This window comes from Pseudarthrobacter sp. NPDC092439 (assembly GCF_044754945.1).
GTDB lineage: Bacteria > Actinomycetota > Actinomycetes > Actinomycetales > Micrococcaceae > Arthrobacter.
This window is the reverse complement of record NZ_JBIVQB010000001.1, coordinates 476,182-497,205: the sequence shown is the minus strand read 5'-3', so window position 1 is coordinate 497,205 and position 21,024 is coordinate 476,182. Positions and strand designations below refer to the sequence as shown.

Annotated in this window: 21 protein-coding genes; 11 read left to right on the top strand and 10 right to left on the bottom strand. The window is 65.5% G+C overall.

The features are described 5' to 3' along the window. Window positions 1-26: 26 nt before the first annotated feature. The 8 genes from ACIQCM_RS02315 to nrdF all read left to right on the top strand — a co-directional run bounded on the left by ACIQCM_RS02315 (window position 27) and on the right by nrdF (window position 8,580). On the top strand, window positions 27-1,418 hold the full coding sequence (locus tag ACIQCM_RS02315; RefSeq protein WP_400603480.1) for an NAD(P)/FAD-dependent oxidoreductase: 1,392 nt from the start codon (window positions 27-29) through the stop codon (window positions 1,416-1,418). Further along, the gene (locus ACIQCM_RS02310) at window positions 1,415-2,164 is read left to right on the top strand and encodes a DUF1365 domain-containing protein (RefSeq protein ID WP_400603481.1); all 750 of its coding nucleotides are present in this window, start codon (window positions 1,415-1,417) and stop codon (window positions 2,162-2,164) included. Before ACIQCM_RS02315 ends, ACIQCM_RS02310 begins: the two co-directional genes overlap by 4 nt. Beyond that, on the top strand, window positions 2,161-3,495 hold the full coding sequence (locus ACIQCM_RS02305) for a class I SAM-dependent methyltransferase (protein ID WP_400603482.1): 1,335 nt from the start codon (window positions 2,161-2,163) through the stop codon (window positions 3,493-3,495). The genes ACIQCM_RS02310 and ACIQCM_RS02305 overlap by 4 nt, the downstream gene beginning before the upstream one ends. 71 nt (window positions 3,496-3,566) lie before the next feature. Next, window positions 3,567-4,136 (top strand): TspO/MBR family protein, encoded by a 570-nt coding sequence (locus ACIQCM_RS02300; protein ID WP_400603484.1) that lies wholly within the window; start codon window positions 3,567-3,569, stop codon window positions 4,134-4,136. A gap of 409 nt (window positions 4,137-4,545) precedes the next feature. Beyond that, window positions 4,546-4,791: a glutaredoxin-like protein NrdH gene (gene nrdH, locus ACIQCM_RS02295; protein WP_377216047.1), complete on the top strand. Its 246-nt coding sequence runs from the start codon at window positions 4,546-4,548 to the stop codon at window positions 4,789-4,791. Window positions 4,792-4,913: 122 nt separating this feature from the next. After that, window positions 4,914-5,372 carry a class Ib ribonucleoside-diphosphate reductase assembly flavoprotein NrdI gene (gene nrdI, locus ACIQCM_RS02290; RefSeq protein WP_400604276.1) on the top strand — a complete coding sequence of 153 codons (459 nt, stop codon included), beginning with the start codon at window positions 4,914-4,916 and terminating at the stop codon, window positions 5,370-5,372. A 20-nt stretch (window positions 5,373-5,392) separates the two neighbouring features. Next, window positions 5,393-7,513, top strand: a complete 2,121-nt coding sequence (gene nrdE / locus ACIQCM_RS02285; RefSeq protein WP_400604278.1) for a class 1b ribonucleoside-diphosphate reductase subunit alpha — start codon at window positions 5,393-5,395, stop codon at window positions 7,511-7,513. A gap of 92 nt (window positions 7,514-7,605) precedes the next feature. Beyond that, window positions 7,606-8,580: a class 1b ribonucleoside-diphosphate reductase subunit beta gene (nrdF, locus tag ACIQCM_RS02280; RefSeq protein ID WP_400603486.1), complete on the top strand. Its 975-nt coding sequence runs from the start codon at window positions 7,606-7,608 to the stop codon at window positions 8,578-8,580. A gap of 21 nt (window positions 8,581-8,601) precedes the next feature. Here the strand turns inward: nrdF and ACIQCM_RS02275 are convergent, their stop codons facing one another. From ACIQCM_RS02275 to ACIQCM_RS02265, 3 genes are all read right to left on the bottom strand, one after another. Then, window positions 8,602-9,228 (bottom strand): GNAT family N-acetyltransferase, encoded by a 627-nt coding sequence (locus ACIQCM_RS02275; protein ID WP_400603488.1) that lies wholly within the window; start codon window positions 9,226-9,228, stop codon window positions 8,602-8,604. Window positions 9,229-9,799: 571 nt separating this feature from the next. Further along, on the bottom strand, window positions 9,800-11,356 hold the full coding sequence (locus ACIQCM_RS02270; protein WP_400603490.1) for a DUF222 domain-containing protein: 1,557 nt from the start codon (window positions 11,354-11,356) through the stop codon (window positions 9,800-9,802). A 190-nt stretch (window positions 11,357-11,546) separates the two neighbouring features. Further along, window positions 11,547-12,293: a dienelactone hydrolase family protein gene (locus tag ACIQCM_RS02265; RefSeq protein ID WP_400603492.1), complete on the bottom strand. Its 747-nt coding sequence runs from the start codon at window positions 12,291-12,293 to the stop codon at window positions 11,547-11,549. Between the two features lie 288 nt (window positions 12,294-12,581). On the opposite strand from ACIQCM_RS02265, the gene ACIQCM_RS02260 reads away from it, so the two are divergent. After that, window positions 12,582-13,328, top strand: coding sequence for a glycosyltransferase (locus ACIQCM_RS02260; RefSeq protein ID WP_400603494.1), 747 nt, complete (start codon window positions 12,582-12,584; stop codon window positions 13,326-13,328). On the opposite strand, the gene ACIQCM_RS02255 is transcribed toward ACIQCM_RS02260, so the two are convergent. The 4 genes from ACIQCM_RS02255 to ACIQCM_RS02240 are packed head-to-tail and all read right to left on the bottom strand — an operon-like array spanning window position 13,325 to window position 17,183. Beyond that, a complete protein-coding gene (locus tag ACIQCM_RS02255) occupies window positions 13,325-14,275 on the bottom strand; it encodes an alpha/beta fold hydrolase (RefSeq protein ID WP_400603496.1) in 951 nt (316 codons plus the stop codon). The two genes, ACIQCM_RS02260 and ACIQCM_RS02255, sit on opposite strands and share 4 nt — an antisense overlap. A gap of 48 nt (window positions 14,276-14,323) precedes the next feature. Beyond that, window positions 14,324-15,373 (bottom strand): alpha/beta hydrolase, encoded by a 1,050-nt coding sequence (locus ACIQCM_RS02250; RefSeq protein ID WP_400603498.1) that lies wholly within the window; start codon window positions 15,371-15,373, stop codon window positions 14,324-14,326. 40 nt (window positions 15,374-15,413) lie between these two features. Continuing rightward, window positions 15,414-16,313, bottom strand: coding sequence for an HNH endonuclease (locus ACIQCM_RS02245; protein ID WP_400603499.1), 900 nt, complete (start codon window positions 16,311-16,313; stop codon window positions 15,414-15,416). Window positions 16,314-16,319: 6 nt separating this feature from the next. Next, a complete protein-coding gene (locus tag ACIQCM_RS02240; RefSeq protein WP_400603501.1) occupies window positions 16,320-17,183 on the bottom strand; it encodes a universal stress protein in 864 nt (287 codons plus the stop codon). 272 nt (window positions 17,184-17,455) lie between these two features. Between ACIQCM_RS02240 and ACIQCM_RS02235 the strand changes: the two genes are divergently transcribed. Next, the gene (locus ACIQCM_RS02235; RefSeq protein ID WP_400603503.1) at window positions 17,456-18,883 is read left to right on the top strand and encodes a DUF5129 domain-containing protein; all 1,428 of its coding nucleotides are present in this window, start codon (window positions 17,456-17,458) and stop codon (window positions 18,881-18,883) included. A gap of 155 nt (window positions 18,884-19,038) precedes the next feature. After that, window positions 19,039-19,503, top strand: coding sequence for a DUF1003 domain-containing protein (locus tag ACIQCM_RS02230; protein WP_400603504.1), 465 nt, complete (start codon window positions 19,039-19,041; stop codon window positions 19,501-19,503). Window positions 19,504-19,527: 24 nt separating this feature from the next. On the opposite strand, the gene ACIQCM_RS02225 is transcribed toward ACIQCM_RS02230, so the two are convergent. The 3 genes from ACIQCM_RS02225 to ACIQCM_RS02215 all read right to left on the bottom strand — a co-directional run bounded on the left by ACIQCM_RS02225 (window position 19,528) and on the right by ACIQCM_RS02215 (window position 20,892). Continuing rightward, window positions 19,528-19,992 carry a GyrI-like domain-containing protein gene (locus ACIQCM_RS02225; protein ID WP_400603506.1) on the bottom strand — a complete coding sequence of 155 codons (465 nt, stop codon included), beginning with the start codon at window positions 19,990-19,992 and terminating at the stop codon, window positions 19,528-19,530. 65 nt (window positions 19,993-20,057) lie between these two features. Beyond that, window positions 20,058-20,432, bottom strand: coding sequence for a DUF5655 domain-containing protein (locus ACIQCM_RS02220; protein WP_400603508.1), 375 nt, complete (start codon window positions 20,430-20,432; stop codon window positions 20,058-20,060). 19 nt (window positions 20,433-20,451) lie between these two features. Further along, window positions 20,452-20,892 carry a flavodoxin family protein gene (locus ACIQCM_RS02215; RefSeq protein ID WP_400603510.1) on the bottom strand — a complete coding sequence of 147 codons (441 nt, stop codon included), beginning with the start codon at window positions 20,890-20,892 and terminating at the stop codon, window positions 20,452-20,454. Window positions 20,893-21,024: the final 132 nt, after the last annotated feature.

Below are 21,024 nucleotides of genomic sequence, written 5' to 3'. Positions count from 1 at the left end.
GGCAATGTTCAGCAGAGGAGCATCCCTTGTCAGCAAGCCCCACAGCAGGGTCAGCAATCCCGCCTCCAGGCAGCGGCCGGCGCCGGGTGGCGGTGGTCGGCAGCGGCGTGGCAGGACTGACCGCAGCCTACGTCCTCAGCCGGCACGATGACGTCACGGTCTTCGAGGCGGACGCACGCCTCGGCGGGCACGCGCACACGCACGACATGCCCCAGCCCGACGGCACCACCCTCGGCGTTGACACCGGGTTCATCGTGCACAACGAACGGACCTATCCCACCCTGCTGCGGCTGTTCGCCGAGCTGGGCGTGGAGACACAGGATTCCGAAATGAGCATGTCCATCCGGTGTGACGGCTGCGGGCTCGAATACGCCGGCGCCCGGGACGGCGCCCGCGGCATCATCGCCCGCCCGTCCAGTCTGCTGCGCGGGCGCTACCTGCTGATGCTCCTCGAGGTGACCCGCTTCTACCGGAAGGCCAGGGCCCTGCTCAACTCTGCGGCGCCGTCGTCTGCCGCGCACGAACTGACCCTGGGCGAATTCCTGGCACGGCAGAAATTCAGCCCCTACTTCACCTCACATTTCATGACCCCTGTGGTGAGCGCGGTGTGGTCCTGCGATCCCACCACGGCGCTGGCCTACCCTGCGCGCTACCTGTTCACGTTCCTGGGGCACCACGGAATGCTGGGCGTCAAGGGCTCACCGCAGTGGCGGACGGTCACGGGCGGGTCGGCCCGGTACGTGGAGAAACTTGCCGCCAGGCTCACTGACGTCCGCCTGGGCACCCCGGTCAGCGCCGTCCGGCGCCATGCCCTCGGCGTCGAGCTGGTGACGGAACAGGGCGTGGAGGACTTCGAAGCCGTGGTCATTGCCACGCATCCGGGCCAGGCGCTCGGCTTCCTGGCGGACGCCACCCCGGAGGAAAAAGCAGCGCTCGGCGGGATGCCCTACTCGGTGAACCACACGGTGTTCCACCAGGACGCGGCCGTGCTGCCGGCCACGGACAACGCCAGGGCGTCCTGGAACTACCGGCTGCCGTCCTGCGACGCCCGGCCGGACCGGGTGCTGGTCAGCTACGACCTCACCCGGCTGCAGCGGCTGGAGCCGGCAGATGGGCTGCCGTATCTGGTCAGCCTGGGCGAATCGGACCTGATCGCCGAGGACCGGGTGCTGGACCGGATGGTCTACGAGCACCCCCAGTACACGCCCGAATCCCTCGCGGCGCAGCAGGCCATCGCCGCCCTCGCAGATCCGCGGATCGCCTACGCCGGCGCCTACCTGGGCTGGGGCTTCCACGAGGACGGGGCCCTGTCCGGTGTCCGCGCCGCCGAAAGGCTGGGACGTACGTGGGTGGCAGGCGCCACGGAAGATTCAGTGCGGGAGGAACGGGACCTGCTGGCCGCCGGGGAGCCGGCATGAAACCCCTTGGTCCCGGGGCAGCCGGAGCCGCGATCTACCGCACATCGATCTCGCATGTGCGGCACAGCCCCCTGAAGAACGCCTTCACCTACCGCAGTTACAGCTGGCTCGTGGATGTGGACGAACTACCGCGCCTTCCACGGCTGCTGCGGCCCCTAGCCGGCTTCCGGTCAGCCGACCATCTGGGCGACCCTGACGCCAGCATCCGCGCCAACGTGGAGCGCTTCCTGCGCACCCAGGGGGTAACGCCCGACGGCGGCCGCATCCACATGCTGGCCAGCGCACGGGTCCTGGGTTACGTCTTCAATCCGCTCTCGATCTTCTGGTGCTACCGGGCCGGCGGGGAACTCGAGTGCGTAGTCGCGGAAGTCCACAACACTTACGGTGAGCGGCACTGCTACCTGCTGCGGACAGACCAGGCCGGCCGGGCCTCCGTACCCAAAGCCTTCTACGTCTCGCCGTTCAACGACGTGTCCGGGCAGTACCGGATGAAGCTGCCGCCGCCGGGGGAGCGGCTTGCCGTGTCGGTCGTGCTGGAACGCGAAGGACACCGGCCCTTCGTGGCCACCATGGACGGCAACCGGCAGCCGGCCACAATCCGCAACATCCTCGCAGCTGCGCTGGCCGTCCCGGCCGCGCCGCTGCTGGTTTCCGCGCTCATCAGGGTGCAGGGCATCAAACTTTGGGCCAGGCGGCTGCCCGTCGTCACCAGGCCACACCACCCATCACAGGAGGCAGTTCAATGACACTGACGGACAACAGCGGAACCGCCCCTGCCGGGAGGGCCGGGCACCCTGGCCGCGTTCCGGCGTCGCCCGCCATCATCGATCCGCACGTGTGGCCCGGAGTGGCCTCACCGCCGTCGGGCACTAAATCGATGGTGGCCGGAAGGGCTGCCGGGCTGCTGTTCAAGGGCGCCGTGAAACGACTGCCGCTGCGGGTGCAGTATCCGGACGGGACGGTCCTGGGAACCGGCGGACCGGATGCACCCGTGATGACGATGCTCCGGCCGGACGCGTTCGAGGCGCGGATCGGCGACAACGGGCTTATCGGGCTGGGGGAGTCGTTCATGGCCGGCGATTGGGAAGCCAATGACCTCGCGGGCGTGCTGGAGGTCTTCGCCGCGTCCGTGGACACGCTGATCCCCGTGCCGCTGCAGAAACTGCGCTCGCTGTACCTGCCGCGCACGCCCCGGACCGAACGGAACGCCGAGCAGAACACGCGCAGCAATATCTCCCGCCACTACGACCTCTCCAACGACCTGTTCGCGAGCTTCCTTGACGACACGATGAGCTACTCCTCGGCGCTGTTCCCGCTGGCAGCCGGACCGCTGGAGACCGTGGACTGGGACGGACTGGCGGACGCCCAACAGCTCAAGATTGACCGGCTGCTGGACAAGGCGGGCGTTGGGGCCGGCACCCGGGTGCTGGAAATCGGCACGGGATGGGGTGAGCTGTCCCTGCGCGCCGCGGCCCGCGGCGCCACGGTCTATAGCGTGACGCTGTCCAGCGAGCAGCAGGCGCTGGCGCAGGAGCGGATCGCGGCCGCCGGGTACGCGGACCGGGTAACCGTGGCCCTGCAGGACTACCGCGCCGTGGAAGGCGAGTACGACGCAGTGGTGTCCGTGGAAATGATCGAAGCTGTGGGCTATGAGTACTGGCCCATCTATTTCCAGACCATCGACCGCGTCCTGGCCCCCGGGGGGAAGGTGGCCATTCAGGCGATCACTATGCCGCACGGGCGCATGCTGGCCACGCGGAATGCCTACACGTGGGTGCACAAATACATCTTCCCGGGCGGGTTCCTGCCGTCGGTGCGGGCCATCGAGTCGGTGACGCAGCAGCACACCACACTGCGGGTCCGCGAGCGGCTGGGCATGGGCGACCACTACGCCGCCACGCTGCGGCTCTGGGAGGAACGGTTCCTTTCGCGTTCCCGCGAGGTGGGGGAGCTGGGATTCGACGCCGTGTTCCAGCGGATGTGGCTGTTCTACCTCTGCTACTCGCGGGCCGGGTTCCAATCCGGCTACCTGGACGTGCAGCAGATCGTGCTGGACCGCCGGGAGGCGCAGCTGTAGGTTCAGCCTGGTGTGTGTGGGCTGGGCGTGGGGCCGGGTCCTTGGTTTCCAGGGAAGGGGAGTGGGCGGGCATGAAACTCACGACACTGGCATGGACGACGGCGGCAACGGCGGCCACCGCCGCGGCCGGCGCCGCGGCTACGGACCCCGGGAGCAGCTGGTACATCGGGCTGCGTAAGCCGCGCTGGCAGCCGCCGGCCCTTGCCTTTCCGATCGTGTGGACGGCACTTTATGCTGACCTGGCTGTGGCGTCCGCCGTGGCCCTGGACCGGGCTGGCGGGAAGGGCGGGGCAGGTACACCCGGCCGGGCCGGTGTTGCGGACCCGCCCGGAGGTGCTGGCAGCACGGGCGCCGATGTTGATGCCACTGCCGCGCGCCGGGAACTGCGTGCCTACCGGAGGGTACTCGCCGCTAATCTGGTCCTCAACGCTTCGTGGAGCTGGTTCTTCTGGCGCTCCCGCAGGCCGTGGCTGGGTGCTGCCGAAGCGGCGGTGCTCGCAGCGAGCAGTGCCGACCTGGTGCGGCGCACTTACCGGTTGAACCGGGCAGCCGGTGTTTCACTCGCGCCGTACGCCGCATGGTGCGGATTCGCCACGATCCTGTCCGCGGCGATCGCCAGGCTCAACCCCTCAGCCAGATAGCAGGGGACATCCGGGCTCCGCAGGGGGCAGCCTGGTCCCACGAGCAGGCAGCGGGCTGCCGGCCCAGCGTCCTGGCCGCTGGGTGAGGGTCCTTCATCACCACATGTAGTGATGAAGGACCCTTTTCTTTGTGGCGGGGCGGGCGGGCGACACGCCGCAGTTTTCGCGACACGCGGGGCGGTTAATTGTGGCTAAGTCGTCCACAGCATGTGGACGGAGGGGCGAAAAATCCCGGGAATCCGGACATTTTGGCGGCCCCCGCCTGTGGATTAAAAGTGCATTAAATGACATACTTGTAATACATCATCTTGGGGTTCCGAAGAGGCGTCTGCACTACATGTAGTATCTACATACAGCTTGGGCCGGGACATCGGACCAGCGAGGATTTCGACTAAGGGGACAGGGAACAATGACCGTAACGGTTTACACCAAGCCTGCTTGTGTTCAGTGCAACGCTACCTACCGCGCACTGGACAAGAAGGGCATTACCTACCAGAGCGTTGACATCTCCCAGGACGCCGAAGCCCTGGCCCGCCTGAAGGATCTTGGCTACATGCAGGCCCCCGTTGTGGTCACGGACCAGGACCACTGGTCAGGCTTCCGCCCGGACAAGATCGAAGAACTGGCACAGGCTTCCGTTTCTTCTGTTGCCTAGGAAACAGCACTTTTTGCCGGCACCCGTATCAACCAGCTGAGGTGGCTCCCGTGGCAGCACCAGCAGCACAGCATTACCGCAGGACCGGCCACCCGCACGCGGCTCAGCGCGTGGAGGTGGCTATGCCGGCTTCCCATGAAGACCTTCCCCGGCCGGCTGTCACGGACAGCCAGCTGATCTACTTCTCCTCCACATCCGAGAACACCAGCCGCTTCGTTTCGAAGCTTGGCCGCCAGGTGGCCCGGATCCCGCTGTATGCCAAGGACGCACCGCTCCTGGCCACCAGGCCGTACGTGCTCGTGGTTCCCACATACGGCGGCACCGGGGGAGAAGGCTCCGTTCCCAAGCAGGTCATCCGGTTCCTGAACATCCCGCAGAACAGGCAACTGCTGCGCGGTGTCATCGGGGCCGGCAACACAAACTTCGGGGACAACTACTGCCTGGCGGCGGACATCATTGCCGCCAAATGCCAGGTACCCCGCCTTTACAGATTCGAACTTATGGGAACGCCGGAAGACGTCACCCGGGTCAACCAAGGATTGGACACGTTTTGGACACGACTGTCGCAGACACGGAAGTAACCAGGGCCCAGAAGCCCGAGATGCCCGCCGCGTACAAGGGCCTGGGCTACCACGAGCTGAACGCCATGCTGAACCTGTACGGTCCCAACGGCGAAATCCAGTTCGAGGCGGACCGGGAGGCTGCGCACCAGTACTTCCTGCAGCACGTTAACAACAACACCGTCTTCTTCCATGACCTGGAGGAGAAGCTCGACTACCTGGTGAAGAACCAGTACTACGAGCGCGAGACGCTGGACCAGTACACGATGAACTTCATCCGTGAGCTGTTCAACCGCGCCTACAAGAAAAAGTTCCGCTTTGAGACGTTCCTGGGCGCGTTCAAGTTCTACACCTCCTACACGCTCAAGACGTTTGACGGAAAGCGCTTCCTGGAGCGCTACGAGGACCGCGTCTGCATGGTGGCCCTCCACCTTGCCCGCGGCAACGAGCAGCTCGCCACCCAGATGGTGGACGAGATCATCGAAGGCCGCTTCCAGCCGGCCACCCCCACCTTCCTGAACGCGGGCAAGAAGCAGCGCGGCGAGCTGGTCTCCTGCTTCCTGTTGCGCATCGAAGACAACATGGAGTCCATCGGCCGCTCCATCAACTCCGCCCTGCAGCTGTCCAAGCGCGGCGGCGGCGTGGCCTTCGCGCTGACCAACATCCGTGAGGTGGGTGCTCCGATCAAGCAGATCGAGAACCAGTCCTCCGGCGTCATCCCCGTGATGAAGCTCCTCGAAGACAGCTTCTCCTACGCCAACCAGCTTGGTGCCCGCCAGGGTGCCGGTGCCGTATACCTGCACGCACACCACCCGGACATTTACCGCTTCCTGGACACCAAGCGTGAGAACGCGGACGAGAAGATCCGCATCAAGACCCTCTCACTTGGCGTCGTTATCCCGGACATCACGTTCGAGCTGGCCAAGAAGGACGAGGACATGTACCTGTTCTCGCCGTACGACGTCGAGCGCGTCTACGGCATGCCGTTCTCCGACGTCTCGGTCACCGAGAAGTACTACGAAATGGTGGACGACTCCCGGATCAAGAAGACCAAGATCAAGGCGCGCGAGTTCTTCCAGACCCTCGCGGAGATCCAGTTCGAATCCGGCTACCCGTACATCATGTTCGAGGACACCGTGAACCGGGAAAACCCGATTGACGGCAAGATCATCATGTCCAACCTGTGCTCGGAGATCCTCCAGGTTTCCCAGCCCACCACCTACCACGATGACCTGTCCTACGACGAGACCGGCAAGGACATCTCCTGCAACCTGGGCTCGCTGAACATCGCCAAAACCATGGACAGCCCCAACTTCGGACTCACCATCGAGACCGCCATCCGGTCGCTCTCGGCAGTGTCCGACATGTCCAACATCACCTCGGTGCCGTCCATCGCCAAGGGCAACGACCAGAGCCACGCCATTGGCCTGGGCCAGATGAACCTGCACGGCTACCTGGCCCGCGAGCGGGTCCACTACGGTTCCGAAGAGGGCCTGGACTTCACCAACATCTACTTCTACACGGTGGTGTACCACGCGGTCCGCGCCTCCAACCTGCTGGCCATCGAGACCGGCCAGACGTTCGGCGGCTTCGAGAAGTCCAAGTACGCCTCCGGTGAGTTCTTCGACAAGTACACGGAGCAGGAGTGGGTGCCGCAGACCGGGAAGGTCCGCGAGCTCTTCAAGGATGTCCACATCCCCACGCAGGAAGACTGGCGTGCGCTGAAGGCTTCCGTGATGGAGCACGGCATCTACAACCAGAACCTGCAGGCTGTTCCGCCCACCGGTTCGATCTCCTACATCAACAACTCCACCTCCTCGATTCACCCGGTGGCGTCCAAGATCGAGATCCGCAAGGAAGGCAAGCTCGGCCGCGTGTACTACCCGGCGCCGTACCTCACGAACGACAACCTGGAGTACTACCAGGATGCGTACGAGATCGGTTACGAGAAGGTCATCGACACCTACGCCGCTGCCACCCAGCACGTGGACCAAGGCCTGTCCCTGACGCTGTTCTTCAAGGACACCGCCACAACGCGCGACATCAACAAGGCCCAGATCTACGCCTGGAAGAAGGGCATCAAGACCATCTACTACATCCGTCTCCGTCAGCTCGCGCTGGAAGGAACTGAGGTAGAAGGCTGCGTTTCCTGCATGTTGTAGTTTCAACTGAAGGTGCCAGTACGACGGCGGGTGCCCGCCCGCCGTCGTACGCTTTAACTTAGAGAAACCCACCCAACTTCTTAGGGGATGACATGACCGAAAAGGTCAAGCTGCTTAGCCACGTCGAGGCCATCAACTGGAACCGGATCCAGGACGAGAAGGACGTAGACGTCTGGAACCGCCTGGTCAACAACTTCTGGCTGCCGGAGAAGGTGCCGCTGTCCAACGACGTCCAGTCCTGGAACACGCTGACGCCGGCCGAGCAGCAGCTCACCATGCGCGTCTTCACCGGCCTGACCCTGCTGGACACAATCCAGGGCACCGTTGGCGCCGTATCCCTGATTCCGGACGCGCTGACCCCGCACGAAGAGGCCGTGTATACCAACATCGCCTTCATGGAGTCGGTGCACGCCAAGAGCTACTCCTCCATCTTCTCCACGCTGGCCTCCACCAAGGAGATCGACGAGGCGTTCCGGTGGTCCACCGAGAACGCGAACCTTCAGAAGAAGGCACAGATCGTCATGGACTACTACCAGGGCGATGATCCCTTGAAGCGCAAGGTTGCCTCCACGCTGCTGGAGAGCTTCCTGTTCTACTCGGGTTTCTACCTGCCGATGTACTGGTCCTCTCGCGCCAAGCTGACGAACACGGCCGACCTCATCCGCCTGATCATCCGCGACGAAGCCGTGCACGGCTACTACATCGGCTACAAGTTCCAGAAGGGCCTGGAAAAGGTCTCCGAGGAGAAGCGCCAGGAGATCAAGGACTACACGTTCGAGCTGCTCTTCGAGCTGTACGAGAACGAGGTCCAGTACACGCACGACCTCTACGACGGCGTCGGCCTGGCCGAGGACGTCAAGAAGTTCCTGCACTACAACGCCAACAAGGCCCTGATGAACCTGGGCTACGAGGCGATGTTCCCGGCATCCGTCACCGACGTGAACCCGGCCATCCTGTCGGCGCTGTCCCCGAACGCCGACGAAAACCACGACTTCTTCTCGGGCTCGGGTTCTTCGTATGTGATCGGCAAGGCCGTAAACACCGAAGACGAGGACTGGGACTTCTAACCCGGTTGTGGTGTCTTGAATTTAGGCCGGGATCTGCCAGCCAGCCGAACCGTCCAGTGCGCGCAGTGCGCGCTGCCTGGTTTCCGGCCACTCCTCCACCAGGAGTGACAGCACGACAATGTCACGCCAGGTCCCGTCGGCGCGCTGGGAGGAGCGCCGGCGGGTGCCTTCTACGGTGAATCCGTAACGGATGAGGGAACGGATGGACCGTTCGTTTCGGGGGTCCACGTCGCATTCAAGGCGACCGGTGCCCATGGAGAACAGCCAGTCGAAGACGGCGGTTTTCACCTCGTGGTTTGCCCCCGTGCCCCAGAAAGCCGGGTTGATGACGGTGCGGCCAACTTTGACCCGGTCGTACTGACCCGTAATTTCTGTCAGGCCGGTGGTTCCCGCGAAAAGGGGACCGCCGGGCAAGCCCGTGTAGTGAATGGCGAAAATCGGTAACCCGCTGAAGCGGCGGTGGATGTACGCGTTGACTTCCTCCGGGTTTGACGGCCGGCTTTCACCGTCGCCGAAGCCCTGTGCCCAGATCTCATCGTTGCCCAGGATGCGCGCCAAAGGCTCCACATCGAGCGCGGTGAACGGCGTGAGCGTGAAGCGTCCGGTGCTGGTCGCCAGGGTAGGGAGGGTGTCGGGAAGGCGCAGCACGCCGGAGCCCCTTTCTAATGCGAGGGTAAGCCTGTGTGAGGGTCGGCCGACTGGCCGTTGCTGACCGCACACGTGCTGCAGCGTGCTACATCGTCGGGTACAAAGATGAACTGCAGGTGAACGCGTCAGACCGTCATTTAATCACGCCGCGGAGCTGCTTCTGTGCACATGTTGTCGGCTTCTGTTCACCCCCGCGATACCCCGCCTCCGCCGGGAATGGGGGATCGATTTACCTTCCGGCGATCCAATGGTTCCTCATGTGGAGCGGGCGATCTGCGCGGAGGAACAAAGGCAATGAATGAGGTCTGTGCACTATGCGGCAGCTCGGTGGTGTACCAGAAGGTTGACGTCACGTGGCCCGGAAGCCCAACTCCGCACTACCTGTCCATTCCGGCCCACTGCAGCAATTGGCACTGCCCCCACGCGACTGTGCGCCACCAGCCGTTGGTGTGGACGGCACGGGAGCGGGTTGCAGGGCAGCCGGCAGCTGGGATGAGCAACGCTTCTTAGGGCCCATGGGGATAAGCTCCCGGCCCGGAAGCTGGGCGCCCGCCGTCCGGCCACCGAGAGATCACCGCGCGGCGAGGTACTCCCGCAGGCTGTCTTCTCCGATCGAGGGCGGCAGGCGGAAGTAGTCCACGGTTCCCCGGCGTGCGGCGGCCGTAAAGGGGGTCAGGAACGAATTGCTGATGTTCCCCCGTTCCGGGCTCAGCGAAACTTCGGGACGCACCGAAGGAGGCCAGTGGGGTGGCTCCCAGTCCTGGTGCTCGCTCTTGTATCTGCGCCCTGACGGCGCGACCCAGCCGGGCGGTTCGTTCTTCGTTGCCGGAGTTGGTTTCCAGCCGCTGGTGTGCCTCAGCCGGTGGTGCTTGGGGCAGGGCTGTCCCAGGTTGCTGATTCCGGTGGTTCCGCCGTGGTGCCAGGCCAGCAGGTGGTCGGCCTCGTTGTCGAGGGAGTGGTTGCTGCATCCGGGGAATGGGCACTTTCCGTCCCTGAGACGAAGCCAGTTCCGCATGGCTTTAGTGAGCCGGTAGCTGGTACGGCCGATTTCCAGCGGTGCACCGTCGCGGGGGTCCACGAGCACCCGGTGGAAGGAGTCCGCTCCGCTGGCCACCAGCTGCCGCGCCATCGAGGCCGGGATCGGTCCGTAGCCATCCAGCATTGCAGGCTCGTCGGTCGTACCAAGGAGGGCGAAGACGGGGACGGTGACCAAGACTTCAGCGCGGGGAGCGGGAGCGTCGGCCGGTCCCCTTGTCCCGCCGTCGTCCGCGCTGCTGCTCGCGTTGTCACCGGCGCCGGTGCAGCGGATGCAGCCGCTGTCACCCCGAAGTGCTGCCGCAGCGAACAGGTCGGCGCGTAGCTGGGTGAGCGTTCGCTCCTCGTCCCGGCCCTGAAGGCCGCGGGCGACGGCGGTGATGCGGTTCCAGATCGCGTTCGCCTGGTGGGCCGGAAGGTAGGCGGACACCCTGGCCATGCCGTCCTGCTCGGGAGCGTATTCGAGGCACCGGTCCGCCACGCCTTTTGCATGGCGCGTTTCGATGCTGTGCGGATGGTTGCGTTCCCGCCAGATTCGGGCTTTCCGGCGGAAGCGGTAGGCGGGCATCTCCCCGGGTGGGCAGCCGCGCGCAGCGTCAAGTGCGTCGGGGTCGAGGAAGTGGGTCTCCAGCGCGGCTGCGGCGTCACGGTCGAGGGTCGCGGTCTCTTCCACCATCACCCGGGCGTGCTGCCACGACACCGTCCCGGCACGAAGGGCTGCCAGCGTCCGGGGCAGTGTGGTCGACAGGGCGTAGGACTGTAACAGGAGGGCGCCGGCCGCCCGGTCGCCGATGGCGAGGACGCAGCCGACCTCCGCGGCGATGGCCATTTCCTGGGCCTGCACGGGCATGCCCGGGGCAGCGATAGACCGGGCGGAGTCCGCGTACCGGGCTGCGGCATCGGCTTTCAGGGCGGAAACGCGGGCCTCGGTCTGTGCCACGCCCGCCAGGATGTCCAGGCATTCGTCAGCGACAGCCGCCAGGGGATCGTTAGCCTCAGGGACCCGGGCAGCCGATGCGGCTACCTCGGCGTGCAGCACGGCAAGGGCGGCATCGATCGCCTCGAATGCCCCCATCGCCGCTTCGCTTGCCATGTACTAACTATGAAAAGGGGGTCTGACATTTTGAGGGGGTTTGGGGGCCCGCGCAAAAAAACTTTCAAAAACCTTTTTTGCGTGGGCCTACATCCGGGCGGCCAAAGCGGTGCCAAGTATTTGCTACCCGTTCGCTGAGGCCCGGTTGAGCGCTGGAGGGCGGAGAGCACCCATCTCCAGGGCCGCCGGCTCAACGCTTCAGCGTCGAGTCAAACAGTTCCCGCAACTCGCTGAAGTGGCGTTCTGTTGCAGCGTCGTTGTAGGCCGCGGAATCAGCCATGGTGTAGCCGTGGGCGGCGCCGAGGTAAATTTCGTTCGACGCCGGAAGGCCGGCCGCCGCCAGCGCCTTGCCCAGGCGGGCGACAGCATCCCGGTCCATGCTCCTGTCATGGTCGGCATGGCCGAAGACAAAGCGTGCTTTCGCGTGGGCTAGCCCAAGGTGTGGACTGTCCGGGGCATCCGTGGCCAGTCCGCCCCCATGGAAGCCCCCGCATGCGGCGATCCTTTCCGGGTGGGCCGTAGCTGTTCGGACTGCAAGGCGGGCACCCATGCAGTAGCCCGTGGTGCCCATGGGACCGGGGGAGACGCCGTCGACTGCGTTGAGGGCGCTGAGCCAGGCGTCGATGTCCCGAAGGGCTAGCCCGGCGGTTAGCCGGCCGATGCGGGGGAAAGCGAGCTGCCCTGCGGTTTTGCGCCCGGCCTCACTGGTCAGATCGACACCGGGGTCCAGTTGGGCAACCGTTCCCTCGCGGTAGAACACGTTGGGAGCCATGACGATGTAGCCCCAGTCTGCGATGCGCTGTGCCATTTCCTCGATTCGGGGGCGGAGCCCGAAGGCGTCCATGTAAAAGAGGATGCCCGGAAAAGGGCCTTCGCCGGTTGACGGCCGGGCGAGGACGGCTTCGGCCAGGCCGTCCGGGGCGGTGATCTCGATCATTCGGTCAGGATACCGTCCGGCGCACTCACGCGGGCGGCAGCCGCTTTCGGACGGAAGTCGGGAAGATGGGGTATGCGTCAACGGAATGCCCCTCCTCGACCATCCGCACCGCCTCGAATCCGACAACCAGGCGCGCGGAAGGGCGCTCACCGGCGTGGTGGGTTCTTGGGCGACGTGGCACTTAGGCCGGAGCGCAGGGCAGGAGGTCTGCATCGCCGCGCTGCTGACGCCGCTTCCGTATCGCGATCTACAGGCTCCTTGAGCGCAAGGTGCCGGTAGGCTCTCGCTATGGAGGTTCCCACAGTCTCGGTAGTCATCCCTACCCGCAATGACGGTCCCGAGCTGAAGGTCTGCCTTGCCATGCTGGCCGGGCAGACCAGGCCCGCCGACGAAATCATCGTGGTGGACAATTCGAGCAGTGACGACACTGCTGCCATCTGCGCAGCAGCAGGCGTGAATCGGATATCCGTGGACCTGCCGGGCATCCCTGCGACTGCTGCCGCCGGGTTTGACGCGGCAGCGGGGGCGATCATCGCCCGGCTTGACACGGATTCGCGGCCGCCGCGTGACTGGCTGGAACACGTGGAGCGGATCCTCCGCACCGCCGGAGCCCGCACGGCAGTGACGGGCCCTGGTGATTTCTATGGCGGAAACGCCCTGGTCCGCTGGGCGGGGCGGCACGTATTCCTCGGCGCCTACTTCAGCGTGATCGGCTTCCTGCTGGGCCATCCGCCAGTGTATGGCTCCAACTTCGCCCTGCGCCGCGAGCTCTGGGCGGCAATCCGCGCCTCCGTCGTCCGGGACAACGACCTGGTCCATGACGACCTGGACATCTCCTACCGGCTGCGGCCGGACATGGGCGTTGTGTACGATCCGACGCTGAAAGTCGGGGTTTCGGCTCGGCCCTTCGCCAGTTGGTCATCCTTCCGGCGCCGCATCGTGATGTCGCTGGTGACCTTCCGCGTCGAATTCCGGGACGAACCGCCCCTGCGCCGGCGGCGGGACCGTGTTCGGTGGCGCCGGGAACAGCTCTAGTCCTGTGGCGCCGGCCGGTCCGCCTTGGCGTAGAGGGTGATGAGGTCCCGGCTGAACTGGTGCGGTGTCGTTTCGCAGGGGCTGTGGCCTCCACGGTAGATGCCGATCCGTGCCTTGATGTCCTGGGCAAAGAGCCGGTGCAGCCGGAGCGGCCACAGGTCGTGTTCGCCCACGGCAACAAACTTGGGAAGGGATGCCTCCGCCAGTGTTCCACGGAGGTCCGGCGCTTTTTGCATCAGGGTGTAGATGTCGCGGACGGCTTGCCTGCGGGTGAACCGGAAGCGGTAGTTGACGAACCTGCGCCGCCCCGGCGGGACATGGACGAACCTGCCACTGCGGATGCCCCAGATCAGCAGGGCAGCACCGATCCTGCCATTCACCCAGCTGCTGAAGCGGCCCACGCGGCTTACGCCCCTGAAGCTCTGGCCGGCCTCGGGCGGACAGCTCTGGAGGGTCAGGGACCTGAACAGTTGCGGGCGCTGCGCGTAGGCAAGCTGGGCAACGATGGCGGCGAAGGAATAGGCCACCACATGGACCGGGGTGGCCGTGGTTTCCAGGACGGCCACGAAGTCATCGACGAACAGCTGGTAGTCGTAGTGCCGCCGGGGCGGAACCAGGTTTTCCGGGCCAGCGGCCGCGGAGCCGTACTGCCCGGCGAGGTCGTAGCTCAGCACGAAGTAGCCGGCGTCGGCGAGGTCGGGCATCATGAGCACGAAATCCTCTTTGGAACCAGTAGCGCCGGGAACCATCACGATGCACGGATTGTCCGGATTCCCCAGGGCCAATGCCGCCAGGCTGCCGCTGGGCGCTTCGATGGTGCGGCGCACCGATCCCTCGGGAGGTGTGGTCCAGTCGACGTCGCCCAGTTCTGCATCCAGGCGGGCCGCGGCATCCACCCGGGCAGAGCCAAACTCCTCGGGGTCAAGTTCCGTGCCTGGATCTGCCATGCTCCAAAGATAGCCCCGGCGGCAGTGCCTGGCCGGCGGCAGGGGCCGTCAGGCAACACGCCTGACGAAGGCACGGAGCCGGCGGTACACCTCCTGGGACTCGGGGTAGCGGTAATCCTGTTGCCATGTGTGCTCTGTGTTTGTGCTGGACCAGCCATAAATGAGGGTTTCCACCGGAACAGAAAACTGCCGAAGCCGCCTAATGAAGTTGAGGTTTGCCCGGTAGAAGAAGTCGCGTTCCGACGTGGTGACCAAAACCGGCGGGTGCCCCTCGTCCAGCCACTCAATCGGTGACACAAAAGCGGCCGCGTCCTTGAGGTGGCGGAGCTGCCGGCGCGACCGCCGCGCGCCTGCAGGCGGCACCGATGCCGGCAGCAGCATCCGGACAAAGTTCAAGCTGAGGACAAAGCTGTCTTCGAAGAATACGGAGAAATCAACGGCGCTGCAGTGCTGTACCAGTCCCTTGACGTGCGCACCCGGAACCGCGGGCTGCAGGGAGTAATGGGCAGCCAGTTCAGGCCGCAGGCTTGCTGCTGCGAGCAAAGCTGCGATTTGCCCGCCGGCCGAATCACCGCCCAGGACCAGGCGCTCCGGGTCCCCGCCGTAATCGCGAATGTGGCCGGCCACCCACGCCAGCGCCGCATTCGCGTCCTCCAGAACGTGGCCCATATGGAACCGCGGTGCCTGGCGGTAGTTGACGTTGACTACCACCATTCCGCCCAGCACCTGGCTGGCACAGTATTTGGTCACTGCCGCCTTGTCCCCGGACGTCCAACCTCCGCCATGGAAATAGACGTACACGGGTAACGGATCTGCGGCGGCCTGATCCGGGGACGCCGGGCCCGTCAGGTCAATGTCCGTCAGGTCAATGGGTGCCAGGACATCAAGACGGTGGGCAGGCATGCCGTCACCGGCGTAGTCAATGTCGTGTGTGTACTCCACATCCGTGATGGGGTCTGTGTTGAACCTTGCCCGCTCGCGCGGTCCCACGGCCATCATCAGAAGCCGCCAGGTCCACACCGGCACGCGGCGCAGCACTCCCCGTGCGTTGCGGGCGAGCGAAAATGGGCTCCCGGACTGGGCGGGCACCGCGGTCATCCCGCCATTTTACCGGGCTGCGCCGGGCGTGTGGACCCCGTCAGTCCTGGCGGCCCTCGAGGATGCGCCTTGCGTTCTCCTGCGCCTCCAATGCCTGCCCAGTTACAATTTCGCCCCGCAAGTGGCCCGCCGCGGAGAGGATGTGCCGGAGTTCCGGGACTGTGCGCGGCGTGCTGGCGCCATGGTGCACCATGGCGTGGCAGTTGGCGCAGAGTGGGACAAGGTCCGTGACAGGATCCAGTTCGTAGCCCGCGCCCAGGCGGCTCGCCGGTACGGTGTGATGCACGTGGATGAAGCCATCGCCAATTTCTCCGTAGGAGGCCTCGAAGGAGAAGCCGCAGGCGGTGCAGGAAGTTCCATGGAACGCCAGGCAAACGCGGCGTGCATCGGGGTCGCGCTCATAGCGGTTGGCGCCAACAGTGCGGGTCGCCTCGGGCGGGCAGGTGCCGGGAACGACGTCGAAGGGGTCCGCCGCTACTGGCCCCAGTTCCCGCCAGAGCCTGCGAATGCCCGGACCGGCCGATGGCGGGACGGACAGGACATCGGCGTCCGGCGCGTCGACCCAGTGGATGTCCGGCACTGCCGCGGCAAGGGCGGCAAGCGGTATCTGCTCGCCCAGGGGCACCAGGGCGTCAAAGGCAATGCCCACGTACCGGCCGCCGGGAACGCCCGCGATTCCATGCCCGGGCCCGGCGGCCCGGGAAACCACCACGCCGTGCCCGACGATCCCGCTGCCTGCCTCACTGCTGCCCTGGAACAGCAGCCAGGCTTCCGTACCTGGCCGGATGTTGCGGTAACCACCGTTATGCCAGCTGGCCAGGTAGCGGCCGGATTCAAGGACCTGGTCGACGGCGGCACGGTAGTTCCAGCGGGTCCAGCGTACGGCGCTCCACACCAGGATCACGGCGGCCGCGGCCGCTCCGGGCTCAGTTCCTGCCATGAACGATCACCCGGCCGGTCCGCGCCGGGAGATGAGAACCGGGCCCCGGGCGTGGTGGAGGACGGCATGGGCTGTTGAACCAATCGTCTCCCTGAGGAAACCGTGCCCCTTGGTTCCCACAACGAGCATCCGTGCCTGGGTCGAGGCTTTCAGGAGGGCATGGGCGACTGAGGTGTCGGCGACGACCTTGCCGTCTACAGGGACGCCGGGCGCCAGGGCCCGGGCGCGGCTGACCGCCGAGGCAATGACTTCCCTGGCTGCCATTTCGGCGGCCAGGGCGTCGAACGGATCGGGGTGCCCGTAGCCGGCAGGGGTGTGCCGGACGTGCAACACCGTAAGTCCGGCCCGTGATACTGACGCCATCGCACAGGCATCTTCAAGTGCAGTAGACGACCCCGACCCGTCGACGGCGGCGACGACGGGTCCTTCGGGGTGGGTGTCGGACCGGATGACGGCAACGGGGCAGGTTGCGGTGGCGGCCAGTTCGAGGCTTACCGATCCCACCAGCAGGCCAAGGAATCCGCCCAAACCCCGGCTGCCCACGGTAACCATAGCCTGGCCGGAAGACACTTGGGCCAACTGCGATGCAGGCAGTCCGTGCAGCAGGGTGCCTTCAACCTCCAGCCCTGGTACGGCTGACCTGGCTGTGTCCACTCCTTCCTCAAGGACCGCCTGTGCTGAACGCTCAAGCCCGCTGTCGGCAACACCGGGGACCGGACCCAGGTTCCTGGTCAACAGGGGCCAAATGGAGACATGAACCACGTGCAGGGGACAGCCGCGCAGGTCCGCCTGGTGCGCTGCCCAACGGAGGGCCCCCTCAGCCTCGGCCGACCCGTCACAGCCGGCAATGATGGCTTTGTCCTCCTGCACCCGCTCCTCCATTCCTGCCCGGGGGGACCTTCGGCACTGGAAGGGCCTGCGGGGGCGCTCCATGCTGATGTGGTGGGGCACTGTCCACCCGCTTATCTAAGCAGGCGTTGCAGGCTGGGGGAAGCAAGACGCTGACATCCGAGGAGCATCGCATGAACGGTGTGGCAGGAAGACATCACCCCGGGCAGATTCGATGGCCAGAACGTCATCGTGATCGGGGCGGCAACCGGCATCGGGATGGCGAACGTCCGGTGCGGAGGATCATTGGCGCCATGCTTGCCCTGGCAGCCCTGCTGCCCGGCTTCCCCGCCGCTGCTGAGGCTGTTCCGCCAGAAACTGTTCAGATTGAAGATACGGCAGGGGTCCTGGACCGGAACACGCTGCTGCCGGCCCTGGAGGATATCAAGTTTCACGAGCCTACCCGGGTGGTTGTGTATACCTACAACGGCAGCGCGGAGGACAACCTCAACGAGGAAGTCCTGAGGTTCGCGCGGGCCGGGCATCCGGAGTGGATCAGCCCTGACGGGCAGAAGTGGGCGGACGGACTCTTCATCTTCGCCCTTGACCCCGTAGGCCGCCATGTCGGTACCTACATGGGTGAAGACCGCAAAGTCTCCCTCCAGCAGCGGGACGCCATCCAGGACGCGGCCAGGGAGCTTTTGCGTGAAGCCCAATGGACGGAGGGGACCATTGCAGGCGTCCGGCGCGCGGCAGAGCTCATCAACCAGCCGTGGTATCAGTCCGCGGCCTTCCTGATCACTGCGTGGCTTACGGCGGGGACGGCGGCCCTGGGAGCGGCGGCCTGGCTGATCGTGCGCGCAGTCACCAGGTCTGCCAGCCGAAAGGAAATAGAACGCGGGGACCAAAGCTACGCCAACGTCAGCATGGACCTTGAGGTGACGGAACTGAACGCCGGTACCATCCCCGGGTCATCGCGGTACGGAGGCCAGGTGCTGGAGAAGCACCGCACCTTCCTCAACCGCTATGACCTGGCCAGCGGACTCGCCAACAGGGTGCATGCTTTGTCCAAGGGGTCGCTGGGCATGCGCAGGAATCTCAGGCTCGCCCGTGACTACGCCGATGCCGCGTCCGAACTGGACGCCCTGGACGACGTCATTGCGGACAGCAATGCCCTCCTGAACCGGGGCAGCACCTGGCAAACGGCCTGGGACCGGCAGTTGGCGCCCTTCCGCAGCGACCTCGCGGGACTGGAACAGCTCCTCAACAGGCGGCACGGGCAGGGAGGTTCGGCAACGGCGGCGGCGCTCCGGTCCTTCCGCGCCCAGAGCCTGCGGGACATCGAGCGGTGGACCGTTGACCTGGCAGAGGAAAGGATCAGCCCGGAAAGGGCGCTGGACGGCCTCTATGAAGCCCGGACCCGGCTGGCCGGCCTGTTGGAGAACCACGCAGGGACAGTCATCGAAGGCTATGCGAAGAATAAGCGTGAGGCAGAGCTGATGCGCAAGGAGATGGAAGCGGCACAGGACGGCCTCAACCACAAACGCCGGCCGAGCTACAAGCCGAGCATCCTCGGCACCGTTTACCCCTCCTACCAGTTCTTTTCCGTTGCCACCTTCAACTCAGGCTTCAACACCGGCGTCAGCAGCGTCAGCTCTGCCCGCAGCGGGGGCGGCAGCACCACCGGGTACGGGAGCAGCGGCGGGAGCTTCTCCGGGTCCGGCAGTTCGTCCAGCTTCTGAAGGGCTCCCGGCCCTTTGGAGGACCAGGACTACCGCGCCCGGCGCACGCTCCGCCCCCAGACCTGACGCGGCGACGTTATCCATCACGGAACCAATCACCGTCGCCGCCGCAGAAACTGCGGCGCATAGTACGGATGTCCACATACTCTGGGCACATGAGCGAGCGAAGCAGTACCTGGCATGTGCGCCACAAGGAGAGCCTGAGCCGCGGCGAGCGCGCGGCAGATGTCCTCCGCAACGGTATGGGCAGCTGGCCCTTTGTAGGATTCTTCCTCGCATTCATGGCGGCCTGGGCCGTGGTCAACTCCTACGTCCTTGCAGGAGGCGCATGGGACCCCTATCCCTACATCCTCCTCAACCTCTTCCTGTCCATGCTGGCCGGCCTCCAGGGCGCCATCCTGCTGATCGCTGCCAAGCGGCAGGATGCGATCGCCGCGGCGATGGCCCGCCATGATTACGAGACGGACGTGCAGTCCGAGTCAGAAATCGAACGGCTGACGGCCATCAACAATGAACAACTTGAGTTGCTGAACGAGCTGCGGGCACTGCTGCAGCGGGCCGAAGCGCTCGCGGACAAGGATGACGGCGGCCCGGCCCGCACCACGGGGGCGGGCACATAAAACACGACGGCGGCCGGCTGGCGGTTACGACGCCGGCCAGACCACCTTCGTCTGCCATTTGGCGGGATCCGGTTCCTTCTCCGGATCAGTCAGGTAGTACTCCCACATGCTGTCGGACGGCGTGAGGCCCTCCGCGTGCATCCGCTGCTGGATGGCGCCGTAGGTCTCCCCAAGGGTGTCGTAGGGTCCGATGTGGATGGCTTCGAAGGCGTCACCCCCGGGCAACACCACCGTCTGCACTCCATCTGCTCCGGTGAAGGGGTCGGCTATGGGGAAGCCCGCTTCGACGTCCACGGTGTCCGTGGGCATGCCGCGATACCTGGCGAAAGGAGGGCCGGCGGGGAAGACGCCCTGTTTCTGGGTGGCCGCCATGACGGCGCCGAAGGCACGGCCGAAAAACTCTGTGAGCGCGCTCATGGGGACACGCTCACGAAGTACAGCGGCCGGCTGCTCCGTGGTGTGGATCTTCCTGGGCTGTGCATCGTTCATGGCACCAGCCTCCGCTGCCGGCGGCCGGCGGGACAGGGCATAAAGCCCCTAAACCAGGTGCCGCCTCAGCCGGCTGCAACGTAGGCCTCGCGCATCCACTCCTGCACCTCGCCGTCGAGGGCGCTGCTGTCCTGGAGTTCCAGGTGGTGCATCCAAACGCCGGGGGAGGGATGGGCCACCTCCTTGAAGCGTGGTGATACATCATGCCGCGGAAGGGGAAGTGAAAGGACAAGCGGAATGTTCGAGGTGACATACATGCCCGGACGCCACAGGTACGCGAAGCTGCGGCGCCGGCTGAACGCGATCCGGCTCTTGCTGACACGGATATCCATCGGCCCCAGGCTGGCGGCCATCCGTTCCGCCGCCTCGTAGATTGCCTGGGCCGGGGGTGACCCTTCCAGGAAGCGGGCAACGGTCCAGGCATTGCCGTCGGGTTCCACGTGCCCGAAGCCCTTGACCCTATTTCGCGGCGTCGGCAAGGTCGTCCGCCCATTTGGCCGCCCGGCTTTCCTCGCCGGTGAGCAGTGGCCCTTCCGTGCCCTTGACGTAGAACGCCATGGGTCCGCCGATAATGCTGGCCCCGGCCTCCTTGAGGGCGCGGGTAATCTTCCTGCCCGCGTCCCCGTGGATGAACAGCTTGAGCCGGGTATCGAACGCAGCCGCCTTCACTCCGGCCAGTCCGCGGGCGGCCAGGTCTCCGAGTGCCCGGACGATCGCCGGAGTGGGCCGCCAGCCATTGATCGGACTACCGACGACGAGCAGATCGCCGGCCTGGATGCTCCCGGGCTCGAACCCGTCCACGGGAACAGCCCTGGCACCGGCGCCGAGTCCGGAAGCAACGGCCTCGGCAATCGCCTTGGTGTTTCCGTAGCCGGAGTCGTACAGGATGACAGCCTTCATATCGTCGCGTCCTTTGCGGTACCAGGAAAAGCGGACCTTCCGTTCCAGCAAGGTACCCGCAAAGCGCAGGCATGCGGCAGGGTCAAAAGTCACCAGACCGGGTGGAAAATACAGGCTGGAGCTCGGGCCTAA